Annotated in this window: 17 protein-coding genes and 1 pseudogene; 8 read left to right on the top strand and 10 right to left on the bottom strand. The window is 68.6% G+C overall.

All coding sequences use genetic code 11. From position 1 onward, the window contains the following. Positions 1 to 135 precede the first annotated feature (135 nt). Positions 136 to 960 carry an undecaprenyl-diphosphate phosphatase gene (locus tag AVMA1855_RS06415; protein ID WP_284394799.1) on the top strand — a complete coding sequence of 275 codons (825 nt, stop codon included), beginning with the start codon at positions 136 to 138 and terminating at the stop codon, positions 958 to 960. Positions 961 to 1,139: 179 nt separating this feature from the next. Then, the gene (locus tag AVMA1855_RS06410) at positions 1,140 to 2,480 is read left to right on the top strand and encodes a diguanylate cyclase domain-containing protein (protein ID WP_284394798.1); all 1,341 of its coding nucleotides are present in this window, start codon (positions 1,140 to 1,142) and stop codon (positions 2,478 to 2,480) included. 71 nt (positions 2,481 to 2,551) lie between these two features. Here AVMA1855_RS06410 and AVMA1855_RS06405 read toward each other — a convergent pair whose 3' ends face one another. The 4 genes from AVMA1855_RS06405 to AVMA1855_RS06390 form a co-directional block, all read right to left on the bottom strand. Next, positions 2,552 to 4,036 (bottom strand): FAD-binding oxidoreductase, encoded by a 1,485-nt coding sequence (locus AVMA1855_RS06405; protein ID WP_284425049.1) that lies wholly within the window; start codon positions 4,034 to 4,036, stop codon positions 2,552 to 2,554. A gap of 87 nt (positions 4,037 to 4,123) precedes the next feature. Beyond that, positions 4,124 to 5,920, bottom strand: a complete 1,797-nt coding sequence (locus AVMA1855_RS06400; RefSeq protein ID WP_284425048.1) for a diguanylate cyclase — start codon at positions 5,918 to 5,920, stop codon at positions 4,124 to 4,126. Positions 5,921 to 6,379: 459 nt separating this feature from the next. Further along, a complete protein-coding gene (locus AVMA1855_RS06395) occupies positions 6,380 to 7,195 on the bottom strand; it encodes an alpha/beta fold hydrolase (protein ID WP_284425047.1) in 816 nt (271 codons plus the stop codon). Positions 7,196 to 7,242: 47 nt separating this feature from the next. Next, entirely contained in the window at positions 7,243 to 8,070 is an 828-nt protein-coding gene (locus tag AVMA1855_RS06390; RefSeq protein WP_284394794.1) for a proteasome-type protease, read from the bottom strand. 283 nt (positions 8,071 to 8,353) lie between these two features. Here AVMA1855_RS06390 and AVMA1855_RS06385 point away from each other — a divergent pair, with 283 nt between their 5' ends. Then, entirely contained in the window at positions 8,354 to 9,238 is an 885-nt protein-coding gene (locus tag AVMA1855_RS06385) for a cysteine dioxygenase (RefSeq protein ID WP_284425046.1), read from the top strand. A gap of 33 nt (positions 9,239 to 9,271) precedes the next feature. Here the strand turns inward: AVMA1855_RS06385 and mutS are convergent, their stop codons facing one another. Continuing rightward, positions 9,272 to 11,854 carry a DNA mismatch repair protein MutS gene (mutS, locus tag AVMA1855_RS06380; protein ID WP_284425117.1) on the bottom strand — a complete coding sequence of 861 codons (2,583 nt, stop codon included), beginning with the start codon at positions 11,852 to 11,854 and terminating at the stop codon, positions 9,272 to 9,274. Positions 11,855 to 12,305: 451 nt separating this feature from the next. Here mutS and AVMA1855_RS06375 point away from each other — a divergent pair, with 451 nt between their 5' ends. Continuing rightward, entirely contained in the window at positions 12,306 to 14,558 is a 2,253-nt protein-coding gene (locus AVMA1855_RS06375) for an aminotransferase class V-fold PLP-dependent enzyme (protein ID WP_284425045.1), read from the top strand. Between the two features lie 150 nt (positions 14,559 to 14,708). Here AVMA1855_RS06375 and AVMA1855_RS06370 read toward each other — a convergent pair whose 3' ends face one another. The 5 genes from AVMA1855_RS06370 to AVMA1855_RS06350 form a co-directional block, all read right to left on the bottom strand. Continuing rightward, entirely contained in the window at positions 14,709 to 15,176 is a 468-nt protein-coding gene (locus AVMA1855_RS06370; RefSeq protein ID WP_272564333.1) for an Lrp/AsnC family transcriptional regulator, read from the bottom strand. A 197-nt stretch (positions 15,177 to 15,373) separates the two neighbouring features. Further along, entirely contained in the window at positions 15,374 to 15,862 is a 489-nt protein-coding gene (locus tag AVMA1855_RS06365; RefSeq protein WP_284425044.1) for a dihydrofolate reductase, read from the bottom strand. Positions 15,863 to 15,903: 41 nt separating this feature from the next. Beyond that, positions 15,904 to 16,509, bottom strand: coding sequence for a DUF4337 domain-containing protein (locus AVMA1855_RS06360; protein WP_284394789.1), 606 nt, complete (start codon positions 16,507 to 16,509; stop codon positions 15,904 to 15,906). A gap of 132 nt (positions 16,510 to 16,641) precedes the next feature. Next, the gene (locus tag AVMA1855_RS06355; RefSeq protein WP_284425043.1) at positions 16,642 to 17,208 is read right to left on the bottom strand and encodes a phosphonate degradation HD-domain oxygenase; all 567 of its coding nucleotides are present in this window, start codon (positions 17,206 to 17,208) and stop codon (positions 16,642 to 16,644) included. Between the two features lie 2 nt (positions 17,209 to 17,210). Further along, a complete protein-coding gene (locus tag AVMA1855_RS06350; RefSeq protein ID WP_284425042.1) occupies positions 17,211 to 17,957 on the bottom strand; it encodes a phosphonate utilization associated transcriptional regulator in 747 nt (248 codons plus the stop codon). 157 nt (positions 17,958 to 18,114) lie between these two features. On the opposite strand from AVMA1855_RS06350, the gene AVMA1855_RS06345 reads away from it, so the two are divergent. The 4 genes and pseudogenes from AVMA1855_RS06345 (at position 18,115) to AVMA1855_RS06330 (ending at position 21,983) form a co-directional block, all read left to right on the top strand. Continuing rightward, complete coding sequence (locus AVMA1855_RS06345; RefSeq protein WP_272564327.1) at positions 18,115 to 19,161, top strand: putative 2-aminoethylphosphonate ABC transporter substrate-binding protein; 1,047 nt, start codon at positions 18,115 to 18,117, stop codon at positions 19,159 to 19,161. Continuing rightward, positions 19,119 to 19,604, top strand: a pseudogene (locus tag AVMA1855_RS06340) (ATP-binding cassette domain-containing protein); the annotation flags it as partial. The gene AVMA1855_RS06345 and the pseudogene AVMA1855_RS06340, both read left to right, overlap by 43 nt. Before the next feature lie 298 nt (positions 19,605 to 19,902). Beyond that, complete coding sequence (locus AVMA1855_RS06335; RefSeq protein WP_284425116.1) at positions 19,903 to 20,265, top strand: TOBE-like domain-containing protein; 363 nt, start codon at positions 19,903 to 19,905, stop codon at positions 20,263 to 20,265. Next, positions 20,262 to 21,983: a putative 2-aminoethylphosphonate ABC transporter permease subunit gene (locus AVMA1855_RS06330; RefSeq protein ID WP_284425115.1), complete on the top strand. Its 1,722-nt coding sequence runs from the start codon at positions 20,262 to 20,264 to the stop codon at positions 21,981 to 21,983. The genes AVMA1855_RS06335 and AVMA1855_RS06330 overlap by 4 nt, the downstream gene beginning before the upstream one ends. The last annotated feature ends 4 nt before the right edge of the window (positions 21,984 to 21,987 follow it).

Genomic DNA, 21,987 nt, shown 5'->3' with positions numbered 1-21,987 from the left:
TATATCTTCTTGCTGACCACCAATTGAATTGATGCTCGCGCCGAGGTGAAACGGCCTTCGTGCGATCGGCCCCCGGAACCGGCCGCCGCTATTGCGGCGCGCCGATAATCCCCGCTGTCATTTCAAGGAGCGCCAGTGGACGTCGTATTGTTGGTCAAGGCCGCCATCATGGGGGTGGTCGAGGGCCTGACCGAGTTTCTTCCCATCTCTTCCACCGGGCATCTGATCCTGGCGGGTTCATTGCTCGGGTTCGACGATGCCAAGGCCAAGGTCTTCGACATCGCCATCCAGACCGGGGCGATCTTCGCGGTGATCCTGGTCTATTGGCAGAAGATCCGGGCCACCGTGGTGGCGCTGCCCACGCAGCGGCAGGCGCGGCGCTTCGCACTCAACGTGATCATCGGATTCCTGCCCGCCGTGGTGCTGGCGCTGATCTTCGGCAAGCTCATCAAGGAGCACCTGTTCACGCCCGTGGTGGTGGCCAGCACGTTCATCCTGGGCGGCTTCGTCATCCTGTGGGCCGAGCGCCGTTCGCCCCGCGCGGTGCGCGTTCATGAGGTGGACGACATGACGCCGCTCGATGCCCTCAAGGTGGGGCTGGCGCAGTGTCTGGCGATGGTGCCGGGCACGAGCCGCAGCGGCGCCACCATCATCGGCGGCATGCTGCTGGGGCTGTCTCGCAAGGCCGCCACCGACTTCTCGTTCTTCCTGGCCATCCCGACGCTGATCGGTGCGGGGGTCTACAGCCTGTACAAGGAACGGCACCTGCTGACGGTGGGCGACGTGCCCCTGTTCTCGGTCGGGCTGGTGTTCTCGTTCATCAGTGCGTGGCTCTGCGTGCGCTGGCTGCTGCGCTACATCAGCACGCACAGCTTCGTGCCGTTCGCGTACTACCGCATCGGCTTCGGCATCGTGGTGCTGGTGACCGCCTGGACCGGGTGGGTCACCTGGGCGGATTGACGGGGCGCCGGCCCAGTGGCGGCCTGCCAGCCCATCCGCTGAGGCATTGGTAACAGAAAGTGATAAGCTGCCCCGCGCAAGCCGGAATGCCGGGGGATGGCGGCCGCAGGCTGCCGCAGCGCCCCTTTTAGCCCCGGTTGCCCACGCCGCCAACGACAACAGTCAAAGGTTCCCGCCGTATGACGCCAAACGAGCTGCCGGGATTTCGCACGCTGCCCGCGTCGAGGGCGGCCGCCGAGTTTTCAGCCGAAGAGATGCTGGGGTTGCTCACACGCAGCGTGGGCGCCACCGTGGCGGCGGTGAACCGGCAGCAGCGCGTCGTGTACGTGAACGACGAATACGCCCGCTGGTTCGGCGCGCCCGCCTCGGAGCTGGTCGGCAAGACGCTGCTGGAACTGTACGGCGACTACAACCATTCGCGCTTCATGCCGTTCGTGGAGCGGGTGTTGCGCGGCGAGCGGCTGAACTACCAGCGCCTGGTGCACAACCCTGAAGGCTTCGAGGAATGGCGCACCATCTGCCTTGCGCCCTGGCGCAACGCCCAGGGCGAGATCGACGGCTTCGTCACCACGGCCCTGGATGTGCATGAACTGCAGGTGACCATGAACGCCTTGCGCGCGGCCAACCAGCGGTTGTCTTCGCACATGGACAACAGCCCCCTGGCCGTGCTGGAGATGGACCACGAATTGCGGCTGCTGCACTGCTCGCGACGCGCCATCCAGCTGATGGGCTGGGAAGATGTGGTGCAGGTCGAGGCGCGGTCGCTGCTGGCGCTGCCGGGCACGGCGGCCATGGACGAGAACCTCACCCAGGCCCTGGCCAGCCTGCAATCGGGCCGCGAATCCCAGAACCGCGTGGAGACCTGCTTCCTGCGCGGCGACGGCACCGAGATGCACTGCGAATGGTTCAACTCCGCGCTCACCGACGCGGAAGGCCGGGTGACCTCGATCATGTCGCTGGTGCAGGACGTTTCTTCCAAGATCGAGATCTCGCGCCAGCAGCAGTACCTGGCCAATCACGACTCGCTCACCGGTCTGTACAACCGCTCGGCCTTCCACCGCCGCTGCGAACGGTCGCTGGAGGCCGCGCGCCACCAGGCCGGCACGGTGGCGCTGCTGTTCATCGACCTGGACGGCTTCAAGAAGATCAACGACGAGCAGGGCCACAAGGTGGGCGACGAGGTGCTGCGGCTCGTGGCCAAACGCCTGGGCAACGTGGTGCGGGCGCAGGACACCGTGGCCCGGCTGGGGGGCGATGAGTTCCTCGTGATGCTGGACACCGACGTGGACCATGGCGCCCCCAACAGCCTGGGCCACCGCATCATCGATGCGCTGGGCCAGCCGATGCGGGTGGAGGGGCGCGACGTGCGCGTGGGTGCCAGCATCGGCGTGGCGACGTATCCGCCCATCGAGGGCGATATCGAGGTGCTCATGGGCCGGGCGGACCAGGCCATGTATGCCGCCAAGCGCGCGGGCTCGGGCTGCGTGCGCTACGCCGAGCCACCTGCCGAGCGGCCTTGACCGGCCGGTGGCCTGGCCGGCATGCCGCCCGTGCTTGCGTGCGAGTGGCATGCGTGGCTTCATGCGCCGGGTCAGTCTTTCGGAGGCGGCGGCAGCGCGATGCTCTGCGCGTAATGGAAGAAGTTCGTCGGGTCGTACTGCAGCTTGACCTGCTGCAGCTTGGCGTACGTGGGGGCATCCCAGTAGGCGTCGGCGAAGTTCTCCAGCGTGGCGTCGGGGTAGTTCTGGTACACGGCACCGCACAGCCACGGCTTGACCAGTTCCATCAGGCCCGCCAGCCACAGCTCCATGTGGGCGCGCTCTTCTTCGTCGCGCCAGAACACGTCCACCACCAGGTCGCAATCCATGTGGCGGTGGATGAAGGCGCTGTCGGCCGCGGGGTAGCGGTTGATGGCGCCGCCATAGGGTTCCAGGTAGGCGAGTGACCAGGTGTTGGGCGAAGTGCTGAAATAGTCCACCAGCTGCTGCCACTGTGCCTGGGTGACCGGCTGCGCGATGTACGCGCTGGCCTTGGATTCGCAGATGTGGGGGGGCAGGTTGTCGGGCAACGTGTAGGGCTCGTCCTCCAGGTAGCTGTTCATGTCCGGGTAGGTGCCCGTCTTGTCCACCAGCAGCTTCGCGCTCGGCACGGTCAGCAGGGAGGCGATGGCGTGCATGCCGTCCTCGCGCGAACCGCAGAACATGCCCTGCACCATGTACACGGGCTTGCCGTTCAGGTAGCCCAGATTCATCATGTAGCCGAGCGTGTCGGGCGCGCCCAACTTCATGTAGCTGGTCTGGAACAGCTCCAGCACCTGCGCGGCGTGCGCCGCATCCCAGCTGATGGACCAGGCCCACACCTGGTCGAGCGGCACCATGCGGTAGGTCACCTGCAGCACCACGCCGAAGTTGCCCCCCGTGCCGCCGCGCAGCGCCCAAAAGAGGTCCGGGTTCTCCGTTTTGCTGGCCGTCACGGTGGTGCCGTCGGCCAGCATCACGCGCATCGAATCCACCAGGTCGCTCTGGATGCCGAAGGCGCGCGAGGTGTAGCCGTAGCCGCCCCCCTGCACGAAGCCCCCCACGCACACGTTGCCGCAGGCGCCGGTGGGAACGTGCCAGCCGGTGTTGTTCATCGCCGCATTGAACTGGTCGAATTGAGTGCCGGGCAGCACATGCACGAGCGCCTGGGCGCGATCCAGCACCACGCCGCTCATCAGGCTGAGGTCGATCACCATGCCGCTGTTGACCGAATAGCCGGCGGTGCTGTGGCCGCCCGAGCGCACGGCCACCCAGGCGTTGAAGGTGCGGGCGTAGGCCAGGCACAGCGCCACGTCGGTCTCGCAAGCGCAGTACACGATGACCCACGGGTAGGACTGGAAGGCCGGGTTGGACTCCTGGCGGTCCTCTTCGTATCGCGGATCGCCGGGCACGATGATGCGCCCGAGCAGGCCGTCTTCCAGCGCGGCCAGCGCCTGCCATGGCGTGGGATCGTCTGCGGGCTGGTTGGCGGCCAGTGCGTTCAGGTGGGCGACGCGGGCGTCCTTGGCAATGCGGGCGGGACTCTTGCGGTGGGCCATGGGGTGAAGCTCCTTGGGTGGTTGGACGATGGAAGGAAAAAAAAGGGGCTTGGGGCGGATGGGCTGTGGGGACCGGGTGGCGAGGCATCAGGAGGACAACAGCGCCAGGTCCCCGGTGTTGCGCCGCACGCAGAACTTGCCGCTCTGCTTGCCGGTGTACATGGCGGCATCGGCCAGCTTGATCAACAGGGCCGGCTCGGTGGAGTCCAGCGGCGCCAGGGCGTAGCCGATGGTCAGGCCCACGTGCAGTTCGAGATCGCCCAGCACGATGGGGGTGCGAAACGCATCGAGCAACTGGTTGCCGAGCGCATGCGCCTGCTCGGGACTGGCCAGGTCGTTGGCCATCACCACGAACTCGTCGCCGCCGATGCGGGCAACCGTGTCGGTGTGGCGCAGGTGTTCGTGCAGGCGTGCTGTCACCGCCACCAGCAGCTGGTCGCCCACGTCGTGCCCGTGGCTGTCGTTCACCGGCTTGAAGCCGTCCAGGTCGAGCATGTACACGGCCGCCAGATGCTCTGGCGTGCACCGGGCCATCGCGGCCGCCAGCGCCAGGTCGAGCCCGCGCCGGTTCGCCAGGCCGGTGAGCGGGTCGGTGTGCGCGAGCGAGCGCATGGCGTCGCGCTCGCGGCGGGCATCGCGCGCGGCCCGGCCCAGCGCCGCCGTGCGCAGCCCCAGCACGCGCATGAACAGCAGCATGTCCACCACCGTGCCGATCTGCAGGGCATGCAGTGTCCAGCCGTTGGCCGGCAGCAGGCCTTGCGACAGGCCGGCCATGGTGGCCGCCGCGATGAAGAACGCGGCGGCGGCCAGCAGCAGCGTGGCGCCCAGCGGATCGCGGCGCCGCGCGCGGGCCCAGGCCACCGGCACGCTCATCAGCCAGGGCAGGGGGCCCAGGGCGGTGAGCAGCACCATGGCCGTGCGCGTGTCGATCCCGTCCACCAGGAAGGCTGCACCCAGCACCGCGCTGACCGCGGCGCCGCCCTGCATGGTGCGAAAGAAACCGCCACGCGCCTTGCCCTCCAGCAGCGCCTGCCCGAGGAACAGGAAGGTGGTCGCCAGTGCCGCGAAGCCGCACAGGGTGGCGATGTGCAGTTCGATCCAGAGCTGGTCGCGCCAGAGGTATTGCGCCCCGATCCCGAAGAGTTGCAGGCAAAAGCCCGTGCTGGCAGCGACCAGCAGCGCGTAGTGCAGAAAGAGCCGCTCGCTCCCCCCGATCCATTGGCCCAGGCTGTAGATCAGCAGGCAAAGGGCCAGTCCCGCGAACAGGCCCTGCAGCATCTGCTCGGCGAGTGCGCCCGAGAGAAATTGCGGCGCCTGCGCCACGGTGGCGGGCAGGACCATGCTGCCGCCTGTGCGCACGCGCACCAGCAGTTCGTAGGGCACGCCGGTGGCCATCTCCAGGCCCATCGCCGGGGTGCGTGATTGCCAGGGGCGCTGGCTGAAGGGGCGCATGTTGCCCATGGCGGCCTGCTGCACGATGCGGCCGCCCTGCGCCAGGTAGAGGTCCACCTGGTGCAGGGCGGGGTAGTCGATGTTCACGACCCACTCCGTGTTCGCCCCCGCCTGGTTGACCAGCGTGGCGCGCAGCCACAGGGCGCCCGTGTGCACTCCGAGCGATCCGCCCGTGTGGGCCGGCGCGGCGAATGCGCCAGGGCTTGCCAGGGCTTCTTCGGCGGTCAGTGCGGCGGTGCGGTCGGCCAGCACCGTGAAGGCTTGCCACAGGTTCGCGGGCGGCATGCCATCGTGAAGCACCAGCGGTGGTGCCGCCTGGGCCGCAGGGGCGAGCAATGCGGCCACCATCACCACCCAGCCACGCAGAAGGCGGCGCGACCAGCACCGCAGGAAGGCTGGGGACCACGGATGCAGGCGGGAGAACAGGCGCATGGCAGCAGTGGCAATGGGGGCGACGCGGTGGCTTGTGCGTCAGCGCACCGTGCGCGAATGGCGGGCGCACCGCCCGCCGGGAGGTGCCGGGCGACGTGTCATGTGCGCAGGCCGCCGCAGGGCGGGCAGGGGGCCTGGCTGGACTCGAGAGCAGCGCAGCGGGGGCGGGTTGTGTCGGGATAAGGCATGCTGTATCACGTTGTAACGCTGCCGCAGTGTATGAGAACTTTCTCCGCAGATTCCATTTTTTTGATGAATGCGGTGCGTTGGCCACACGAAAAGCGGTTGCCGCTGCTGCAGCGGGTGGCCATGACGCGGAGAGTGGCCATGGCGCCCCTTTCGGGCGCGGGATGTACGAGTTGCAGCCTCTGGCTTGCCTCTCAGAGCTCGCTCAGCGGCACTTTGGCGCTGCGCGGATCGGAAGCCGTACGCGCGCAGTGCGACCAGGGGGCCAGAGGCTCAGGCGGTCCGGACCGCCATGAGATTCAGCAGCGCGGCCTCGATGGCGGCGGCCGTGGTCTTGGGCTGTTCCATCGGGAAGAGGTGGCTTCCGTCGAGCACCGTCACCCGCCCCTGGGTGATGGTCAGCGTCATCGCCATGCCCACCTGCCGCACCTCGGCCGATGAGCGCCCGCCGATGAACGCCGCAGGGCAGCGCAGCGGGTGCGCTCGCAGCAGCTGCGACAGGTTGTGCGGCAGGGTGTTGTAGATGGCGGTCTCCACGGCCCGGTCGAAATGCAGCATGTGCCGGCCCTCCTGCTCGCGCAGGCCGTGCTGGATGTAGTCGCGCAGTACCTCGCCGTCCCACTGCGCGAAGGCCTTCTTCTTGCGGAAATGCTCCAGCGCCTCGTCGGGGCTGGCCCACGCGTTGCGCCGGGCGCGGCTGACCTTGCCGGGCGACACGGCACCCACCAGCTGCGTCTGCTTGGCCATGCCCAGCGCACTGGCGCGCCAGCCGCTGATGAGGGGCGAGTCGATCATCAGCACGCCGCGCGCCAGTTCGGGGTGGCGTGCGGCGGCCATCACGCTCAGGAAGCCGCCCAGCGAATGCCCCACGAAGAACACCGGCCCGCCCGCGCGCTGCACCTGCTCCTGCGCGAAGTCGGCCAATTGCTGCACCAGGTGCGGCCAGTTGTTGGTGACCGGGTACTCGGGCGCATGCCCGTAGCGGTCCAGGGCGTTCACATCGAAACCCCGGTCCTTCAGGTGGCGAAACAGCACCGAGTAGGTGCCCGCCGGAAAGCTGTTGGCGTGCGAGAAGACGATGGGGAGCATGGGGCTTCAGTCAGTAGCTGCTGCCGTGGTGGCGTGCCGCCGGGGCGTCAGACGAGCTTGTCGCGCGGGTTGGTGATCTTCTTGATCGGGCGGCTGCGCGACGGTTCGACCTTGATCGGCACCTCGGTCAGGCCGCCGTGCCATGCGGGGTCTTCGATGCTGTCGAACACCTCGCGCAGCTTCTCGCCCCAGCTGTTGTGCAGCATGCGGAAATAGGGGTTGTGCTCGTCGATGCAGACGATCTTGTCGGTGGCGAACTGGCCCACCTCATACACCACCAGGTCCAGCGGCAGGCCCACCGACAGGTTGGACTTGAGCGTGCTGTCCATGGACACCAGCGCGCACTTGGCGGCCTCGTCCAGCGGCGTGTCGGGCGTCAGCACGCGGTCGAGCACGGGCTTGCCGTATTTGGATTCGCCCACCTGGAAGTACGGCGTCTCGGACGTGGCCTCGATGAAGTTGCCCGCCGAGTACACCTGAAAGAGCCGCATGCCCTCGCCCTGGATCTGCCCGCCGAACACCAGCGAGACATTGAAGTCCACGCCCGAACGTTTCAGCGCCGCGCCGTCGCGTTCATGCACGTGGCGCACGGCCGCGCCCAGCACGCGCGCGGCGTCGAACATGCTCTTGGCGTTCCAGATCGTCATCGGCTCGCCGCCCTCGCGGTCGGTGAGCTGCTCGGACTGCAGGATCTCGCGCACCGACTGCGAGATGCTCAGGTTGCCGGCGGACAGCAGCACCATGAACCGGTCGCCCGCCTTCTCGTAGATCATCATCTTGCGAAAGGAGCTGATCTGATCCAGGCCCGCGTTGGTGCGGGAATCGGACAGGAAAACCAGTCCGGCGTTGAGCTTGATGGCGACGCAATACGTCATGGGGGTGACTTCGGAGGCAAAGGGTCGAGTGTAGGCGTTGTCGTCGTTGCGCTGCGGGCTTGCCCCAAGACGGTGCGGCAGAAACAGGGGACAAACGGTGCGGCGTGTCGCCAATGTTTCAGATGATTTCGCAATATGAAAAGACATTCGCATGCCTGGGGCTCGGCTTCGCATGGGCAGTGGGATTCCGCCTTGTGGTTCGAAAAATGGCGGGTGGGTGGCGACACGGTGGATCGCCGTTGTTCTCCCTCTTTTTCTTTCCTCATCCACTCTCTTTCAAACCATGACGACCAGTTCTATCTCTTCCCCTTCCCGCGCCGTTTCTCCCCGTTCCGAACGCGCCGAAGTCGCCGATACCGCCTCTTCGAACAAGCGGCCTGCCGGTTCGAGCCAGCCGGGCGGCGATGCCCGCCTGGACGGCCTGCCAGCGCGGTCGCCGGACGCCACCGCGGAAGGTGCTTCGGCCAAGCGCCCCCGCACCTCGCTGCCGGGCGCGGATGCGGGCATCGCAGCCCGCGAGGCCCAACTCGACAAGGTGTACACCACGCTGTCTCTGCAGGCCCGGCAGACCCATGCGGCCAACCAAAAGCGCCTGGAAGCCGGCGTTCAGAAGCTTTTGCAAAATGCCTCCGTGCAAGCCGCGGGCAAGGACGTGCGCGATTGCGTGGCCGGTGCGCTGGAGGGCCTGCTGAAAGAAGCGCAGTTGTCCACCGACATCTACCAGCCCAAGAGCAACGAATTGGCGGGCTACGGTCGGTACCTCTTGCACAGCCACGCGAAAGAGGGCGAGTCGTTCTGCCTGCAGCTGTTCTCGTTCGCGGACAAGCAAAAGACCCCCATCCACGACCACCCGAACGAATGCGCCTCCTTCATCCTGAAGGGCAATCTGTGGGAGCGGATCTACTCCCCGAGCGATTCGCCCGCCGGTGCGCAGGTGCCCTTGGCCACCAAGGACAAAAAGAACGAGCGGCTCCAGGGGTCCATGGACGGCTTCGGGCCGACCCAGCTGGACGTGCCCCACAGCCTGAAGAACACCTCCGGCGACATCGCCCTGTCGGTGCACCTGTACCGCGATATGGATGGCCTGTCCGACAGCCAGCAGATCGCGGCCAAGACCAGGTTCGAGCGCGCGCCCAAGGCCGCGAAGCCCGCCGTTGCGCCGGCCTAGTGACCCCGCCCCGGGGCCTGTGGCCTGACCGTCCTAGCCCTGCACCAGCCGCTTGAGCTGGTACAGCGCGTCCAGCGCCTCGCGCGGGCTCAGGGTGTCGGGCTGCAGCTCGGCCAGCGCCGCTTCCGCCGGGCTCACCAGGGGCCCCTCGGCCTCGGGCGGCTCGGCGAACAGGTCCACCTGCGTTTCGCCCTCGCCGGCCCGCTGCTCCAGCGCGGCCAGCGTGTGGCGCGCATGGTTCAGCACCGGGCCCGGCACGCCCGCCAGACGGGCCACGTGGATGCCGTAGCTGCGGCTGGCCGGCCCCGGCTGGATCTCGTGCAAAAAGACGATGTTCGATCCCGATTCGGTCGCGCCCACGTGCACGTTCACCGCGTGCTGGTGGCGCGCCGACAGTTCGGTCAGTTCGAAGTAGTGGGTGGCGAACAGCGTGAACGCCTTGGTCCGGTCGTGCAGGTGTGTGGCGATGCCGCTGGCCAGCGCGAGGCCGTCGAAGGTGCTCGTGCCGCGCCCGATCTCGTCCATCAGCACCAGGCTGTGCGGCGTGGCCGAATGCAGGATCTGCGCGGCCTCGGTCATCTCCAGCATGAAGGTCGATTGCGCGTTGGCCAGGTCGTCGGCCGCGCCGATGCGCGTATGGATCGCATCGATGGGCCCCAGGCGGCACGACGTGGCCGGCACGTGGCTGCCCATGCTGGCCAGCAGCACGATCAGCGCCACCTGCCGCATGTAGGTCGATTTGCCGCCCATGTTCGGCCCGGTGATGACCTGCATGCGGGTGTTGGCGTTCAGCCGCGTGTGATTGGCGATGAAACTGCCGGACGAGGTCTCGGCCAGCCGCGCCTCCACCACCGGGTGTCGCCCGCCCTCGATCTCGATGCAGGGCTCGGGCGCGAACTGCGGCGCGCACCAGTTCAGCGTGAGCGAGCGCTCGGCCAGCGCGCACAGCACGTCCAGCGTGGCCAGCGCATGGGCCAGCCGGGTGAGGGCGGGCACGTGCGGCTGCAGGCGGTCCAGCAGCTGCTCGTACAGCCATTTCTCGCGCGCCAGGCCGCGCTCCTGCGCCGACAGCGCCTTGTCCTCGAAGGTCTTGAGTTCCGGCGTGATGAAGCGCTCGGCGTTCTTGAGCGTCTGGCGGCGGCGGTAGTCGTCGGGCACGCGGTCCAGGTGGCTGCTGGTCACCTCGATGTAGAAGCCGTGCACCTTGTTGAACTGCACGCGCAGGTTGGCGATGCCGGTGCGCGCCCGCTCGCGCGTCTCCAAGTCGAGCAGGAAGGTGTCGCAGTGCGTCTGGATGCCGCGCAGTTCGTCCAGTTCGGCGTCGAAGCCCGGGGCGATCACGCCGCCGTCGCGCACCAGCGCGGCCGGCTCTTCATGGATGGCCGCGCGCAGCAGTTCGCCGCAATCGACCGGCGGACGCAGGTGGTCGAAGATCTGGGCCAAAAACGGCTCCGAAGCATGGAATGCCCCGGCAAGCTGCTCTGCTTTTTGTAGCGTCTTGCACAGGCCCAGCAGCTCGCGCGGGCGCACCTGCCGCAGCGCGATGCGGGCCGTGATGCGCTCCACGTCGCTCACGCCGCGCAGCTCGCCGCGCAGCGCCTGCCACGCACCGGTGCCCGAGGCCTTGCCACGCAGCGCCGCCGTGGCCGACAGGCGCTGGCGGGCCTCGGTGCGGTCGCGCCGCGGCTCCAGCAGCCAGGTCTTGAGCAGGCGGCTGCCCATGCCGGTCATGCAGGTGTCCAGCAGCGAAAAGAGGGTGGGCGCGTCTTCGCCGCGCAGCGTGCGCGTCAATTCCAGGTTGCGGCGCGTGGCCAGGGGCAGGGCGATCAACTCGTCGCTCTGCTGCACGCGCACGCCGTGCACGTGGGTGAGCGATCGGCCCTGCGTGTGCTCGGCATAGGCCAGCAGCGCCGCGGCGGCGGCGTGGGCCTGGGCCAGGTCCTGCGCGCTCCAGGCGGCGAGGCTGGCCGCGCCCAGTTGCTCCAGCAGCTTGCGCTCGCCCAACGCGGCATCGAACTGCCAGTCCGGCCGCAGGCTCAAGGGGCAGGCGAAGGTGCCGTTCTGGCGCAGCGCCTTCAGCTGCTGCTCGAAGCGGTCGGTCACGCCCGCGCTGTAGATCACCTCGCTCGGGCCTATGCGCGCGATCCAGGCGCCGACCTCGTCGTGCGTGCACTCCGCCAGGTGCACCAGCCCCTGCGTCACGCTGAGCCATGCCAGGCCGCAGCGCGCGCGCGGGCCCTGGTGCACCGACAGCAGCAGCGATTCGGCCTTGTCGGACAGCAGTTCGCTGTCGGTGAGCGTGCCCGGCGTGACCACGCGCACCACCTTGCGCTCCACCGGCCCCTTGCTCGCGCCCACTTCGCCGACCTGCTCGCAGATCGCCACCGACTCGCCCATATTGATGAGCCGGCCCAGGTAGTTCTCCAGCGCATGGAAGGGCACGCCGGCCATCACCACCGGCTGCCCGCCGGACTGACCGCGTTGCGTGAGCGTGATGTCCAGCAGCCGCGCGGCCTTCTCGGCATCGGCGAAGAACACCTCGTAGAAATCGCCCATGCGGTAGAAGACCAGCGTGTCGGGGTACGCGGCTTTCAGGGCCAGGTACTGCTGCATCATCGGCGTGTGGTGCGAGAAGTCGCTGCCCAGATGCGGCGCGGCGGGCGCGGGCGTGCCGAGGGCGGACGGCGCTGCGGATGGCGATGCGGTGGTGGGGGCGTTTTCTGCCGGCTGCTGCATGTTCTGGGTTCTCTCGACTTCACCGGGATCGCGGAGCGCGCGAGGGCCGCTCGCTGCTGGCAATCCCCTGCGGGGTGGCATCGCGGCACCCGCTCGGTCAGCGGCCGGCCGCGGCGAACCCGCTATTGTGGACGAGCGCCCGGGCGCCAGCGGGCCGACCCGCCGGATCGGCAGGGCGGTGACCGGCAGCCGCCTCCATGCCCCGGACTTTGCCAAAGCGTGGGCAGATGGAGGCTGATTTCAAATAGTGTCAGAAAATGAGAAAAAAATTCTCAATATGGCTTACTAACATGGTTGTTTTTACCCGGATCAACGGAAATCAAGCAACGCCATGGAAATCTACCTCGACGCCAACGCCACCACGCCCGTCCTGCCCGCCGCCCGCGATGCCGCCCTGGCCGCGATGGCGGACGACTACGGCAACCCCAGCAGCACGCACAGTACCGGCCTCAAGGCCCGCGCGCTGATGGATGCGGTGCGGGCCCGGGCCCGCCGGGTGGTCGGTGCGCCTTCGGGCCAGCTGATGTTCGTGAGCGGCGCGACCGAGGGCATCCAGACCGCCGTGCTGTCGGCCCTCAACCATGTGCGCAGGCAGCGCACCGCGGGCGGCGACGGCGCCACGGGGCCGCAACAACTGTTGCTGTACGGCGCGACCGAGCACAAGGCGGTGCCCGAGGCGCTCCGGCACTGGAACACGCTGCTGCAGCTCGGCCTGCAGGTGCTGCCCATTCCCGTGGCGCACGATGGCCGGCACGACCTCGACTGGCTGCGCGCCCATGCGCCGCGCGCCGCGCTGGTGTGCACCATGGCCGCCAACAACGAGACCGGCGTGGTCAGCGATCTGGCGGGCATCGCGCAGGCGATGGCGGGCAGCGGCGCGCTGTGGCTGGTGGACAGCGTGCAGGCCCTGGGCAAGATGGCGCTGCAGCTGGCCGACCACCCCATCGACTACGCCACGTTCTCCGGCCACAAGCTCTATGCGCCCAAGGGCATCGGCCTGCTGTACGTGCGCGAGGGCGCGCCGTTCACGCCCATGATGGCCGGCGGCGGGCAGGAGGGCGCCCTGCGCTCGGGCACCGAGAACATGGCGGGCATCGCCGCTCTGGGCGCGGTGCTGGCGGCGCTGGAGGGCGGCACCACGTTCCAGCCGCCATCGGTGCTGGCGGGCTACCGCTCGCAGCTGGGCGCGGCGCTGGAGGCGGCCTTCCCCGGCCTCGTCTTCAACGCGCCGCCCGGGCTCTGCCTGCCCACCACGCTCAATTTCTCGGTGCCGGGCGTGGGCTCCCGGTTGCTGCTGGACCTGTTCGACGCCGCGGGCGTGCGCGTCAGCGGCGGCTCGGCCTGCAGCGCGGCCAAGGCCCAGCCCAGCCACGTGCTGCAGGCCATTCAGTTGCCGGCCTGGCAGGCGGACTCGGCCGTGCGGCTGTCGTTCGGCCCGGCCGCGGATGCCGCCTTGATCGGCGAGGCCTGCGCCCGCATCCGCGCGTGCGGCGAATCGCTGCGTGCCAGCTGCCTGGGCCCGGCGCAACCGGCCGCGCTGCCCGTCGAAGGTGTGACCCGTTTCGTGGTCGATGGCGCGTGCTGCTACCTGGTGGCCGATGCCGCCAGCCGCCGCTGCGCCGTGATCGATCCGCTGCCCGAGCTGACCGAACGGCTGGCCCAGCTGGTGCGCTGCCAGGGCTACACGCTGGCGGCGGTGCTGGACACCCACAGCCATGGCGACCACGCCTCATCCGCCGCTGCGCTGCGTGCTGCCCTGGCCGGCCACCCGGCCGCGGACGAGGCCGTGGACGCCCTGGGCTGGCCGCAGCCCGCCGAACGGATCGACCTGGGCGCGCTGCACCTCACCCGCCTGGCCACGCTGGGCCACACCGAAGATGCCACGGCCTATCTGCTGCACGGCGCGCAGGGCCTGCGCCTGGCGTTCGTGGGAGACACCGTCATGCCGGGCGCGCTGGGGCGCAGCGATTTCGCGCAGAGCGCGCCGCTCGCCTTCGGGCCGTCGCTGCATCGCATGGCGCAACACCTGGGCACCCGGACGCTGCTGCTGCCCGCGCACGATGAAGACCACCGCTTCGCCACCACGCTCGCCACGGAATGCGCCGCCCAGCCGCTGCTGGCGCAGGTGCTCGACGGGCGCCTGGACGCTGCGGGTTTCGCACAGGCCAAGGCGCGGCTGGAGCAGGGCATGGCACCGCAGGAGGCCAGCGGCCAGCCCATGCTATGCGGCGTGCGCGTGGACTCGCCGTGCGCATCCGCCGCGGGCAGCGACATGGCGCCGGCCGCACTGCAGGCGATGCTGCAGGCCCCGCAGCCCGCGCTGCTGCTGGTGGACGTGCGGGAGCCCTACGAGCAGCGCCTGGGCCGGGCGCCCGACCTGGGGGCACCCGTGCAGCGCCAGGCCGTGCCGCTGTCGGCCCTGGTGAACGCGCTGCCCGAATGGCTGGCCCTGTCGCCCGACACGCCCGTCCTGTTCTTTTGCCGCAGCGGCAACCGCAGCGCGCAGGCCGCCAAGGCGCTGCGCCGGCTGGGCCACGCCCGGGCCTGGAGCCTGGCGGGCGGCATGGCGCTGTGGCGCAGTTGACGGGCGGTGCGCCTGGCCGGTGCGCAGGCATAGGGGAAAAAGGCCTCCAGCACAATCAGTACTAAGGCATATCGCTATTAAAAATATAGCAACCGCCTGGTGCGGCCAGATGGCGAACGGGTGTGCCTGCGGCCCAACGGCCGCAGATGCCTACCGTGCGTAATTGAGCGGCAGCGCCGTGGTGAACTTGATCTCTTCCATCGCGAAGCTGGAGCTGATGTCGCACAGGTGGTTGCTGGCGATCAGCTTCTTATAGACCCGGTCGTAGGCCGCGATGTCGGGCACCACCACGCGCAGCAGGTAGTCGATCTCGCCGCTCATGCGGTAGAACTCGACGACCTCCGGCATGACCTGGATGGTGGCCTTGAACTTGTCGAACCACTCCTGCGTGTGGGTGCTGGTGCGCACCGACACGAACACCGTCACGCCGACGTTGACCTTCTGCGCGTCGACCAGCGCCACGCTCTTCTTGATGACGCCGCTCTCCTTGAGCCGCTGCACCCGGCGCCAGCACGGCGTGGTCGACAGCCCCACCTTGGCGGCGATCTCGGCCCCTTGCTGGTCCGCGTCTTCCTGCAACAGATCCAGGATCTTTTGGTCAATGGCGTCTAGTTTCACAGTGGGCTCGGCTGGAGGTTCGTAGGAAGGAGGGGGCTCGCCTGGGGCGGCGAGCGGTGGCATCGGGGCCGGACAAGGCGCCTTCGATTCCGCCACGCGGATTCTGCATCGACTGAACGGTCACCGCGTGCCTTAAGGGCCCGGACGAACCCCTCGAACCCCGGCCTTACTCGGCCCTTTCAGAGGGGCGGGGTTTTTCAGTGCCGCTCAAGCGTCAGGAAAGTGTAAGGCAGGCCGTCGGCACTCCGATGGCTTTCGCGCGCCGTTTCCACCCATTCGGGGCCCGGCTCGGGCGCGTAGGCGTCGCCCTCGAACGCCTGCCCGATCTCGGTGGCCTCGATGCGCGTGGCCAGCGGCAAGGCCTGCGCGTACAGCTGCGCACCGCCGATCACCCAGGTGGTGGGGCCCTCGGCCTCGGCCATCCGCAGGGCCTCGGGCAGGCCCGCGGCGCGGCGGGCGCCTTCGGCCTGCCAATCCGGCTGGCGCGTCACCACGATGTTGGCGCGCCCCGGCAGCGGCCGAAAGCGCGGTGGCAGCGAATCCCAGGTCTTGCGGCCCATCACCACGGGGCAGCCGTTGGTCAGCCGGCGAAAGTGCGCCAGGTCTTCGGGCAGGTGCCAGGGCATGGTGCCGTCCTTGCCGATCACGCCGTTGGCGGCGCGCGCATAAATCAGGTGCAGGGCCATTGAAAGGGGCTTTCGCAAAGACGGGAAGAGGGGATCCGCGCTCAGAAATGCAGGAACGCCATGGTGCCGACGCCCAGGCCGATGGCGGCCACGCCGTACATACCGTATTCCAGCCACTTCTTGCGCGTGAGCAGCGCGATGGCCGCCAGGGCGATGGCCACCTGCAGCGCGGTGGTGGCCTGGGCCCAGCGGTGGTGCTGGTGCATCTGGGCCTCGCTCTGGTGGTCGAAGTCGAGCGACTCGCGCTCCAGCTTCTCGGCCTGCGTCTTGATCTCGTTCTTCTCCGTCTCGTAGCGGTCCAGCTTGGTCTGGTAGCTGCCCTTGCGGTCCTCGGGCGCCAGATCGCGGGCCATTTCGGTCAGCGACTGCTTGGTGCTCTTGGACTGGAAGTAATTCCACTGGTTGGAGGCCTCCGTCTTGCGGATGGCCGCGTCGTTCTTCAGCAGCCCGGCATTGGCCTGCGTGGCCCCACCCATGTAGGAAAAGATGGCGCCCACCGTCGCTACGATCGCGGTGAACATGGCGATCTTGCTGGTGGACGATCCGCCGCCCTCGTGCGCGTGGGCCTCGTGGGGGCCGTGGCCCTGGCTGGCATGTTCGACCGCATGGTCGTGGGGGCCGTGTACGTGAAATCCGCCGGAAGACATAGGGAGTGGATGGTGGAAGGCGTCGGGTGGGACGGGAAAGACGGGGCGGAGCCCGAAGGCGCCGTCCCGTCCAAGGGTTCGCAACGGGGCGGTATCTTAGAGCGTGTCGGTGACCTCCCGGGGCCGCAGCACTCAGGCCGGTCCCGCAGGCTGCGGCAGGCGGCACCGCGCCGCGATGCCCAGGAAGTGCGCCAGCCCCGGCGTGGCCAGGCCCTCGACCTTGGCCTGGTCGTCCCACAGCCGCAGGCGCACGGCCTCTTCGGCGTGCGGGCGGCCGATGAAGGCCCGGGCCTCCTGCGCAGCGAACACGCCGCCCTGCAGCACCAGGCTGCGCTGCGAGTCGGCCGACAACGCCGACCGGTAATGCGGCCGGGTGGCGCACAGATAGCGCTTGGCGTCCACGTGCCAGCGGATGGTGTCGAGCACACGGTCCCCGAACAGCCCGCGCAGAAAGGGCAGGGCGCTGAACTGGTGCAGGTCGTCGATGCCGTGCGCGGTGGGGGTGTCGCCATGGTCCTGCAGCAGGTGGCCCAGGTCGTGCAGCAGCGCCGCGGTGACGAGTTCGTCGTCCGCGCCCGCCTGCTGCGCCAGCCAGGCGGTCTGCAGCGCATGCGCGGTCTGCGTGACCGGCTCGCCGCTGTACTGCGTGCCGCCATGGCGCTCGAACAGCAGGGCGATGTCGTCGAAGGCCAGCGGCATGGTCAGGCCTCGGCGGTGGTGCGCGTGGCGCGCCGGCGCGCCGGGGCCGGCGTGGCGAGGGGTGCTTCTGGCGCGGGGCGGTAGTTCTGCAGGGTGCGTTCGCGGCTGTTCATCACGTGGTCGAACATCGCCTGGCCCGCGGCCTCGGCATTGCGCGCCGCGATCGCCTTGACGATCTGCCGGTGCTCGCGGGTGTACACCGCCATGGATTCGACGGTGAGGTTGCGGCGCCGGATCAGCGACAGCTCCTTGATGAGGCGCCGGTAGTGGGCGGTGAACTTGGCGTTGCCGGCCAGCTGCAGCAGGGCGTCGTGGAACTCCAGGTTGAAGCGGTGGAAGTCCTGCGCGTTGCCGGCCTTGGTGGCCGCGTCCATGGCATCGACCGATTGGCGCAGCGCCTTCGTCTGGGCGGCGGTGCAGGTTTCGGCGAGCTTGCGGCCGATGTACATCTCCATCACCGCGCGCAGCTCGAAGATCTCCAGGGCCTCGTCCAGCGCGATGTCGCGCACGAAGACGCCGCGGTTTTTCTCGGTGCGCACCAGGCCGGCCTCGTCGAGCATGCGGAACGCCTCGCGCACCGGGCCACGCGACACGCCCAGGCGGGTGGCCAGGGTGGATTCGGTCAGCTTCTCCCCGGGCTGGAGCTCGGAGGCCAGGATCATGCGCTCGATCTCGTTTTGCACGAGGCCGGCGAGCGAGTTGCCCTGAAGCTGTGCGATGGCGGCGTTCGCGGGGCTCTGGACGGCCATGGATCAGGTACTCCCAAAAAAGACGAATTTGCAGATTGTCTACGATCTACAAAAAACAATCGGCCCAACATGGCCCTCATTTTGCTTGGCAAGAATGTCATGAGGATGACACGGGCGGGCACCAAAGTTCCACCCGTTCAACCCCTGGAGCATTTCCATGCAACGCACCCCACGGCCGCTTTCCGCGGCAATTCTCGGACTGGTCCTGGCCGTTGCGGCCGGCTCGGCCTTCGCGCAAAAGCAGCAACTGATCGTCTATACCGCCCTTGAGACCGACCAGCTCAAGGCCTACCAGGAAGCGTTCAATGCGGTGAACCCGGACATCGAGATCAAGTGGGTGCGCGACTCCACGGGCGTCATCACCGCCAAGCTGCTGGCCGAGAAAGCCAACCCGCAGGCGGACGTCGTCATGGGCGTGGCGGCCACCAGCTTGGCGCTGTTCGACCGCAACGGCATGCTGGAGCCCTACGCGCCGCTGAACATCGACGCGATCATGCCGGCCTACCGCGACAAGAAGAACCCGCCCGCATGGTTCGGCATGGACGTGTTCGGCGCCACCGTGTGCTTCAACACCGTGGAGGCCAAGAAGCGCAACATTCCCCTGCCCACGACCTGGAAGGACCTGACCCGGCCCGAGTTCAAGGGCCAGGTGGTGATGCCCAATCCGGCGTCCTCCGGCACCGGCTACCTGGACGTGGTGTCCTGGCTGCAGATGTGGGGCGACGAGGGCGGCAAGGGCGGCGGCTGGAAGTACATGGACGCGCTGCACGAGAACATCGGCCAGTACACGCACTCCGGCTCCAAGCCCTGCAACATGGCCGCCTCCGGCGAGTACGTCGCGGGCATCTCCTTCGAGTACCGCGGCCACACCAACAAGGCCAAGGGCGCGCCGATCGAGCTGGTGTTCCCCAAGGAAGGCCTGGGCTGGGACCTGGAAGGCTTCGCCATCTACAAGGGCACCAAGAAGCTGGACGCGGCGAAGAAGCTGGCCGACTGGGCGTCGTCGAAAGATGCCATGAAGCTCTACGGCAAGAACTTCGCCATCACCGCCCAGCCGGGCATCGCGCCCAAGCTGGCCGGCATTCCGGACGACTACGAGGCGCGCCTGATCCGACTCGACTTCGACCAGGCCGCCGCCAGCCGCGAGGCCACGCTGGCCGAATGGTCCCGGCGCTACGACAGCAAGAGCGAAGCGAAGAAGTAAAACCGATGGACAACGACGACGGCAGCTTCCTCGCGCTTCGCGGGATTCACAAGCGATTCGGCGCTTTCACCGCGCTCGGCAGCATCGACCTGTCGATCCGCCAGGGGGAGTTCGTCTGTTTTCTCGGGCCGTCGGGCTGCGGCAAGACCACCTTGCTGCGCATCGTGGCGGGGCTGGAAACCCAAACCGCCGGCCGCATCGTGCAGGCGGGCCGGGACATCTCGGTGGCGCCGCCGGCCGAGCGCGACTACGGGATCATGTTCCAGTCGTATGCGCTGTTTCCCAACCTGACGGTGGCGCAGAACGTGGCCTACGGGCTGGTCAACCGGCGCGAGGGGCGGGCGCGGATCGCGGCGCGCGTGGAGGAGCTGCTGCACCTCGTCGGGCTGCCGGGCAGCGGGCCGAAGTTTCCCGCGCAGATGTCGGGCGGCCAGCAGCAGCGCATCGCGCTGGCGCGCGCCTTGGCCACGTCGCCGGGCCTGCTGCTGCTGGACGAGCCGCTGTCGGCGCTGGACGCCACGGTGCGCGTGCACCTGCGCAACGAGATCCGGTCGCTGCAGCGCAGCCTGGGCGTGACCACCATCATGGTCACGCACGACCAGGAGGAGGCCCTGTCGGTGGCCGACCGCATCGTGGTCATGAACCACGGCGTGATCGAGCAGGTCGGCACGCCCATGCAGGTCTACCGCGAACCCGCATCGCCCTTCGTGGCGGACTTCGTCGGCAAGGTCAATCGGCTGGATGCGGTGGCCGAGGGCGGCCACTGGTTCCGCTGCGGCGACAAGCGCCTGCAGGGCGTGCCCGGCGGGCACGGAGTTCCGGCCGGGCAGCGCGGTATCGCTGTACCTGCGGCCCGAGGACCGCGTGGTCGGTGCCGCCGTGCAGGACGACCCGCTGCAGTGCGCCGGCACCGTGCGCCACATCGAGTTCCTGGGCGGCAACTGCCTGGCCGAGATCGACGTCGACGGCCTGGGCGGACAGCCGCTGCAGCTGCAGTATTCGCTCAACCAGATGGACGAGTTCGGCGTGCGCGAAGGCACGCGCGTGCGCTTCGCCCTGCGCGCCGACCGGCTGCGCGTGTTCGCCGCCGGCACCGCCGCATGAGCGCGGTGGCGGCGGCCGTTCGCGCGGCGCCCCTGCGCCAGCGGGTGCATTGGAGCGACCGGCTGGCCCACCTCGGCCTGCTGGGCATGGTGGTGTTGCTGGGCGTCGGACTGGTGGCGCCGCTGCTGCTCATCCTGTCGAAGGCGCTGGATGCACCGCAGGGCGGGGCGGTGTCGGGGCTGGGGGCCTTCGCTGCCTACCTGGCCTCGCCCGCCTTGCTTACCAGCCTGTGGAACAGCGTGTGGGTGTCGCTGCTGGTGACCGCCATCGTGCTGCCGCTGGCCTTCGCCTTCGCCTATGCGCTGACCCGCAGCTGCATGCCGGCCAAGGCGCTACTGCGCACGGTGATGCTGCTGCCGCTGCTGGCGCCTTCGCTGCTGTCGGCCATCTCGCTGATCTACTGGTTCGGCAACCAGGGCGTGGCCCGGGACCTCTGGACGGCGCTGGGGTTCACCGGCATCTACGGCGCATCGGGCATCGTGCTGGCCGAGTGCTTCGCGGTGTTTCCGCACGTGCTGATGATCCTGGTCACGGCGCTTTCGCTGGCCGATGCGCGCCTGTATGAGGCGGCCGATGCGCTCGGCACCGGCACGCTGCGCAAATTCTTCACCATCACCCTGCCGGGCGCCAAGTACGGGCTGATCTCGGCCGCGCTGGTGTGCTTCACCCTGGTCATCACCGACTTCGGCATCCCCAAGGTCGTGGGCGGCAACTTCAACGTGCTGGCCACCGACGTCTTCAAGCTGGTCATCGGCCAGCACGACTTCCAGCGCGGCGCGGTGGTGGCGCTGCTGCTGTTGCTGCCGGCGGTGCTCACCTTCGCCATCGACGGGCTGGTGCAGCGCCGGCAGACCGCCACCCTCACGGCGCGCGCCGTGGCGCTGGTGCCGCGGCGCGCGCGCGGATTCGATGCGGCCATGGCGCTCTATTGCCTGTGCATCGCCGCCCTGGTGCTGGCCATGTTCGGCATGGCGATGTTCGCCTCCTTCGCCAAGCTGTGGCCGTACAACCTGTCGCCCAGCCTGGACCATTACGTCGCGGGCCTGATCGATGCCGACCTGGCCGATGCCCTGGCCAACAGCCTGAAACTCGCCTGCGGCACGGCGGTGGTGGGGACGGCCGTGGTGTTCGTTGGCGCCTACCTGCTGGAAAAGACCCGGGGCCTGGAAGCCCTGCGGCCCGTGGTGCGGCTGGCGGCCATGCTGCCCATGGCCGTGCCCGGCCTGGTGCTGGGCCTGGGCTACATCTTCTTTTTCAACGCGTCGGCCAATCCGCTGCACGGCCTGTACCAGACGCTGCCGCTGATGGTGCTGTGCACGGTGGTGCACTTCTACACGACCGGCCACCTCACCGTGGTGACGGCGCTCAAGGCGCTGGACGCCGAGTTCGAAGCGGTGTCCGCCTCGCTCAAAGTGCCGCTCTACAAGACCTTCTGGCGCGTGACGCTGCCCATCTGCCTGCCGGTTTTGTTGGACGTGTCGCGCTATTTCTTCATCAGCGCCATGACGACGATCTCGGCCGTGGTGTTCCTCTACTCGCCCGACACCCGGCTGGCCTCGGTCGCCATCCTGAACCTGGACGAGGCCGGCGATACCGGCCCGGCCGCGGCCATGGCGGTGCTGATCGCCGCCACCTCGGCGGTGGTGACGCTGCTGTACCTGGCCGCCGGCCATTGGGTCGAGCGGCGCACCCAGGCCTGGCGGGCACCGGCCCGATGAAGGC

The organism is Acidovorax sp. SUPP1855 (assembly GCF_030158955.1).
Taxonomy (GTDB): Bacteria; Pseudomonadota; Gammaproteobacteria; order Burkholderiales; family Burkholderiaceae_C; genus Paracidovorax.
Note: the sequence above shows the minus strand (reverse complement) of the source record. Positions and strands in the feature narration are given on the sequence as shown.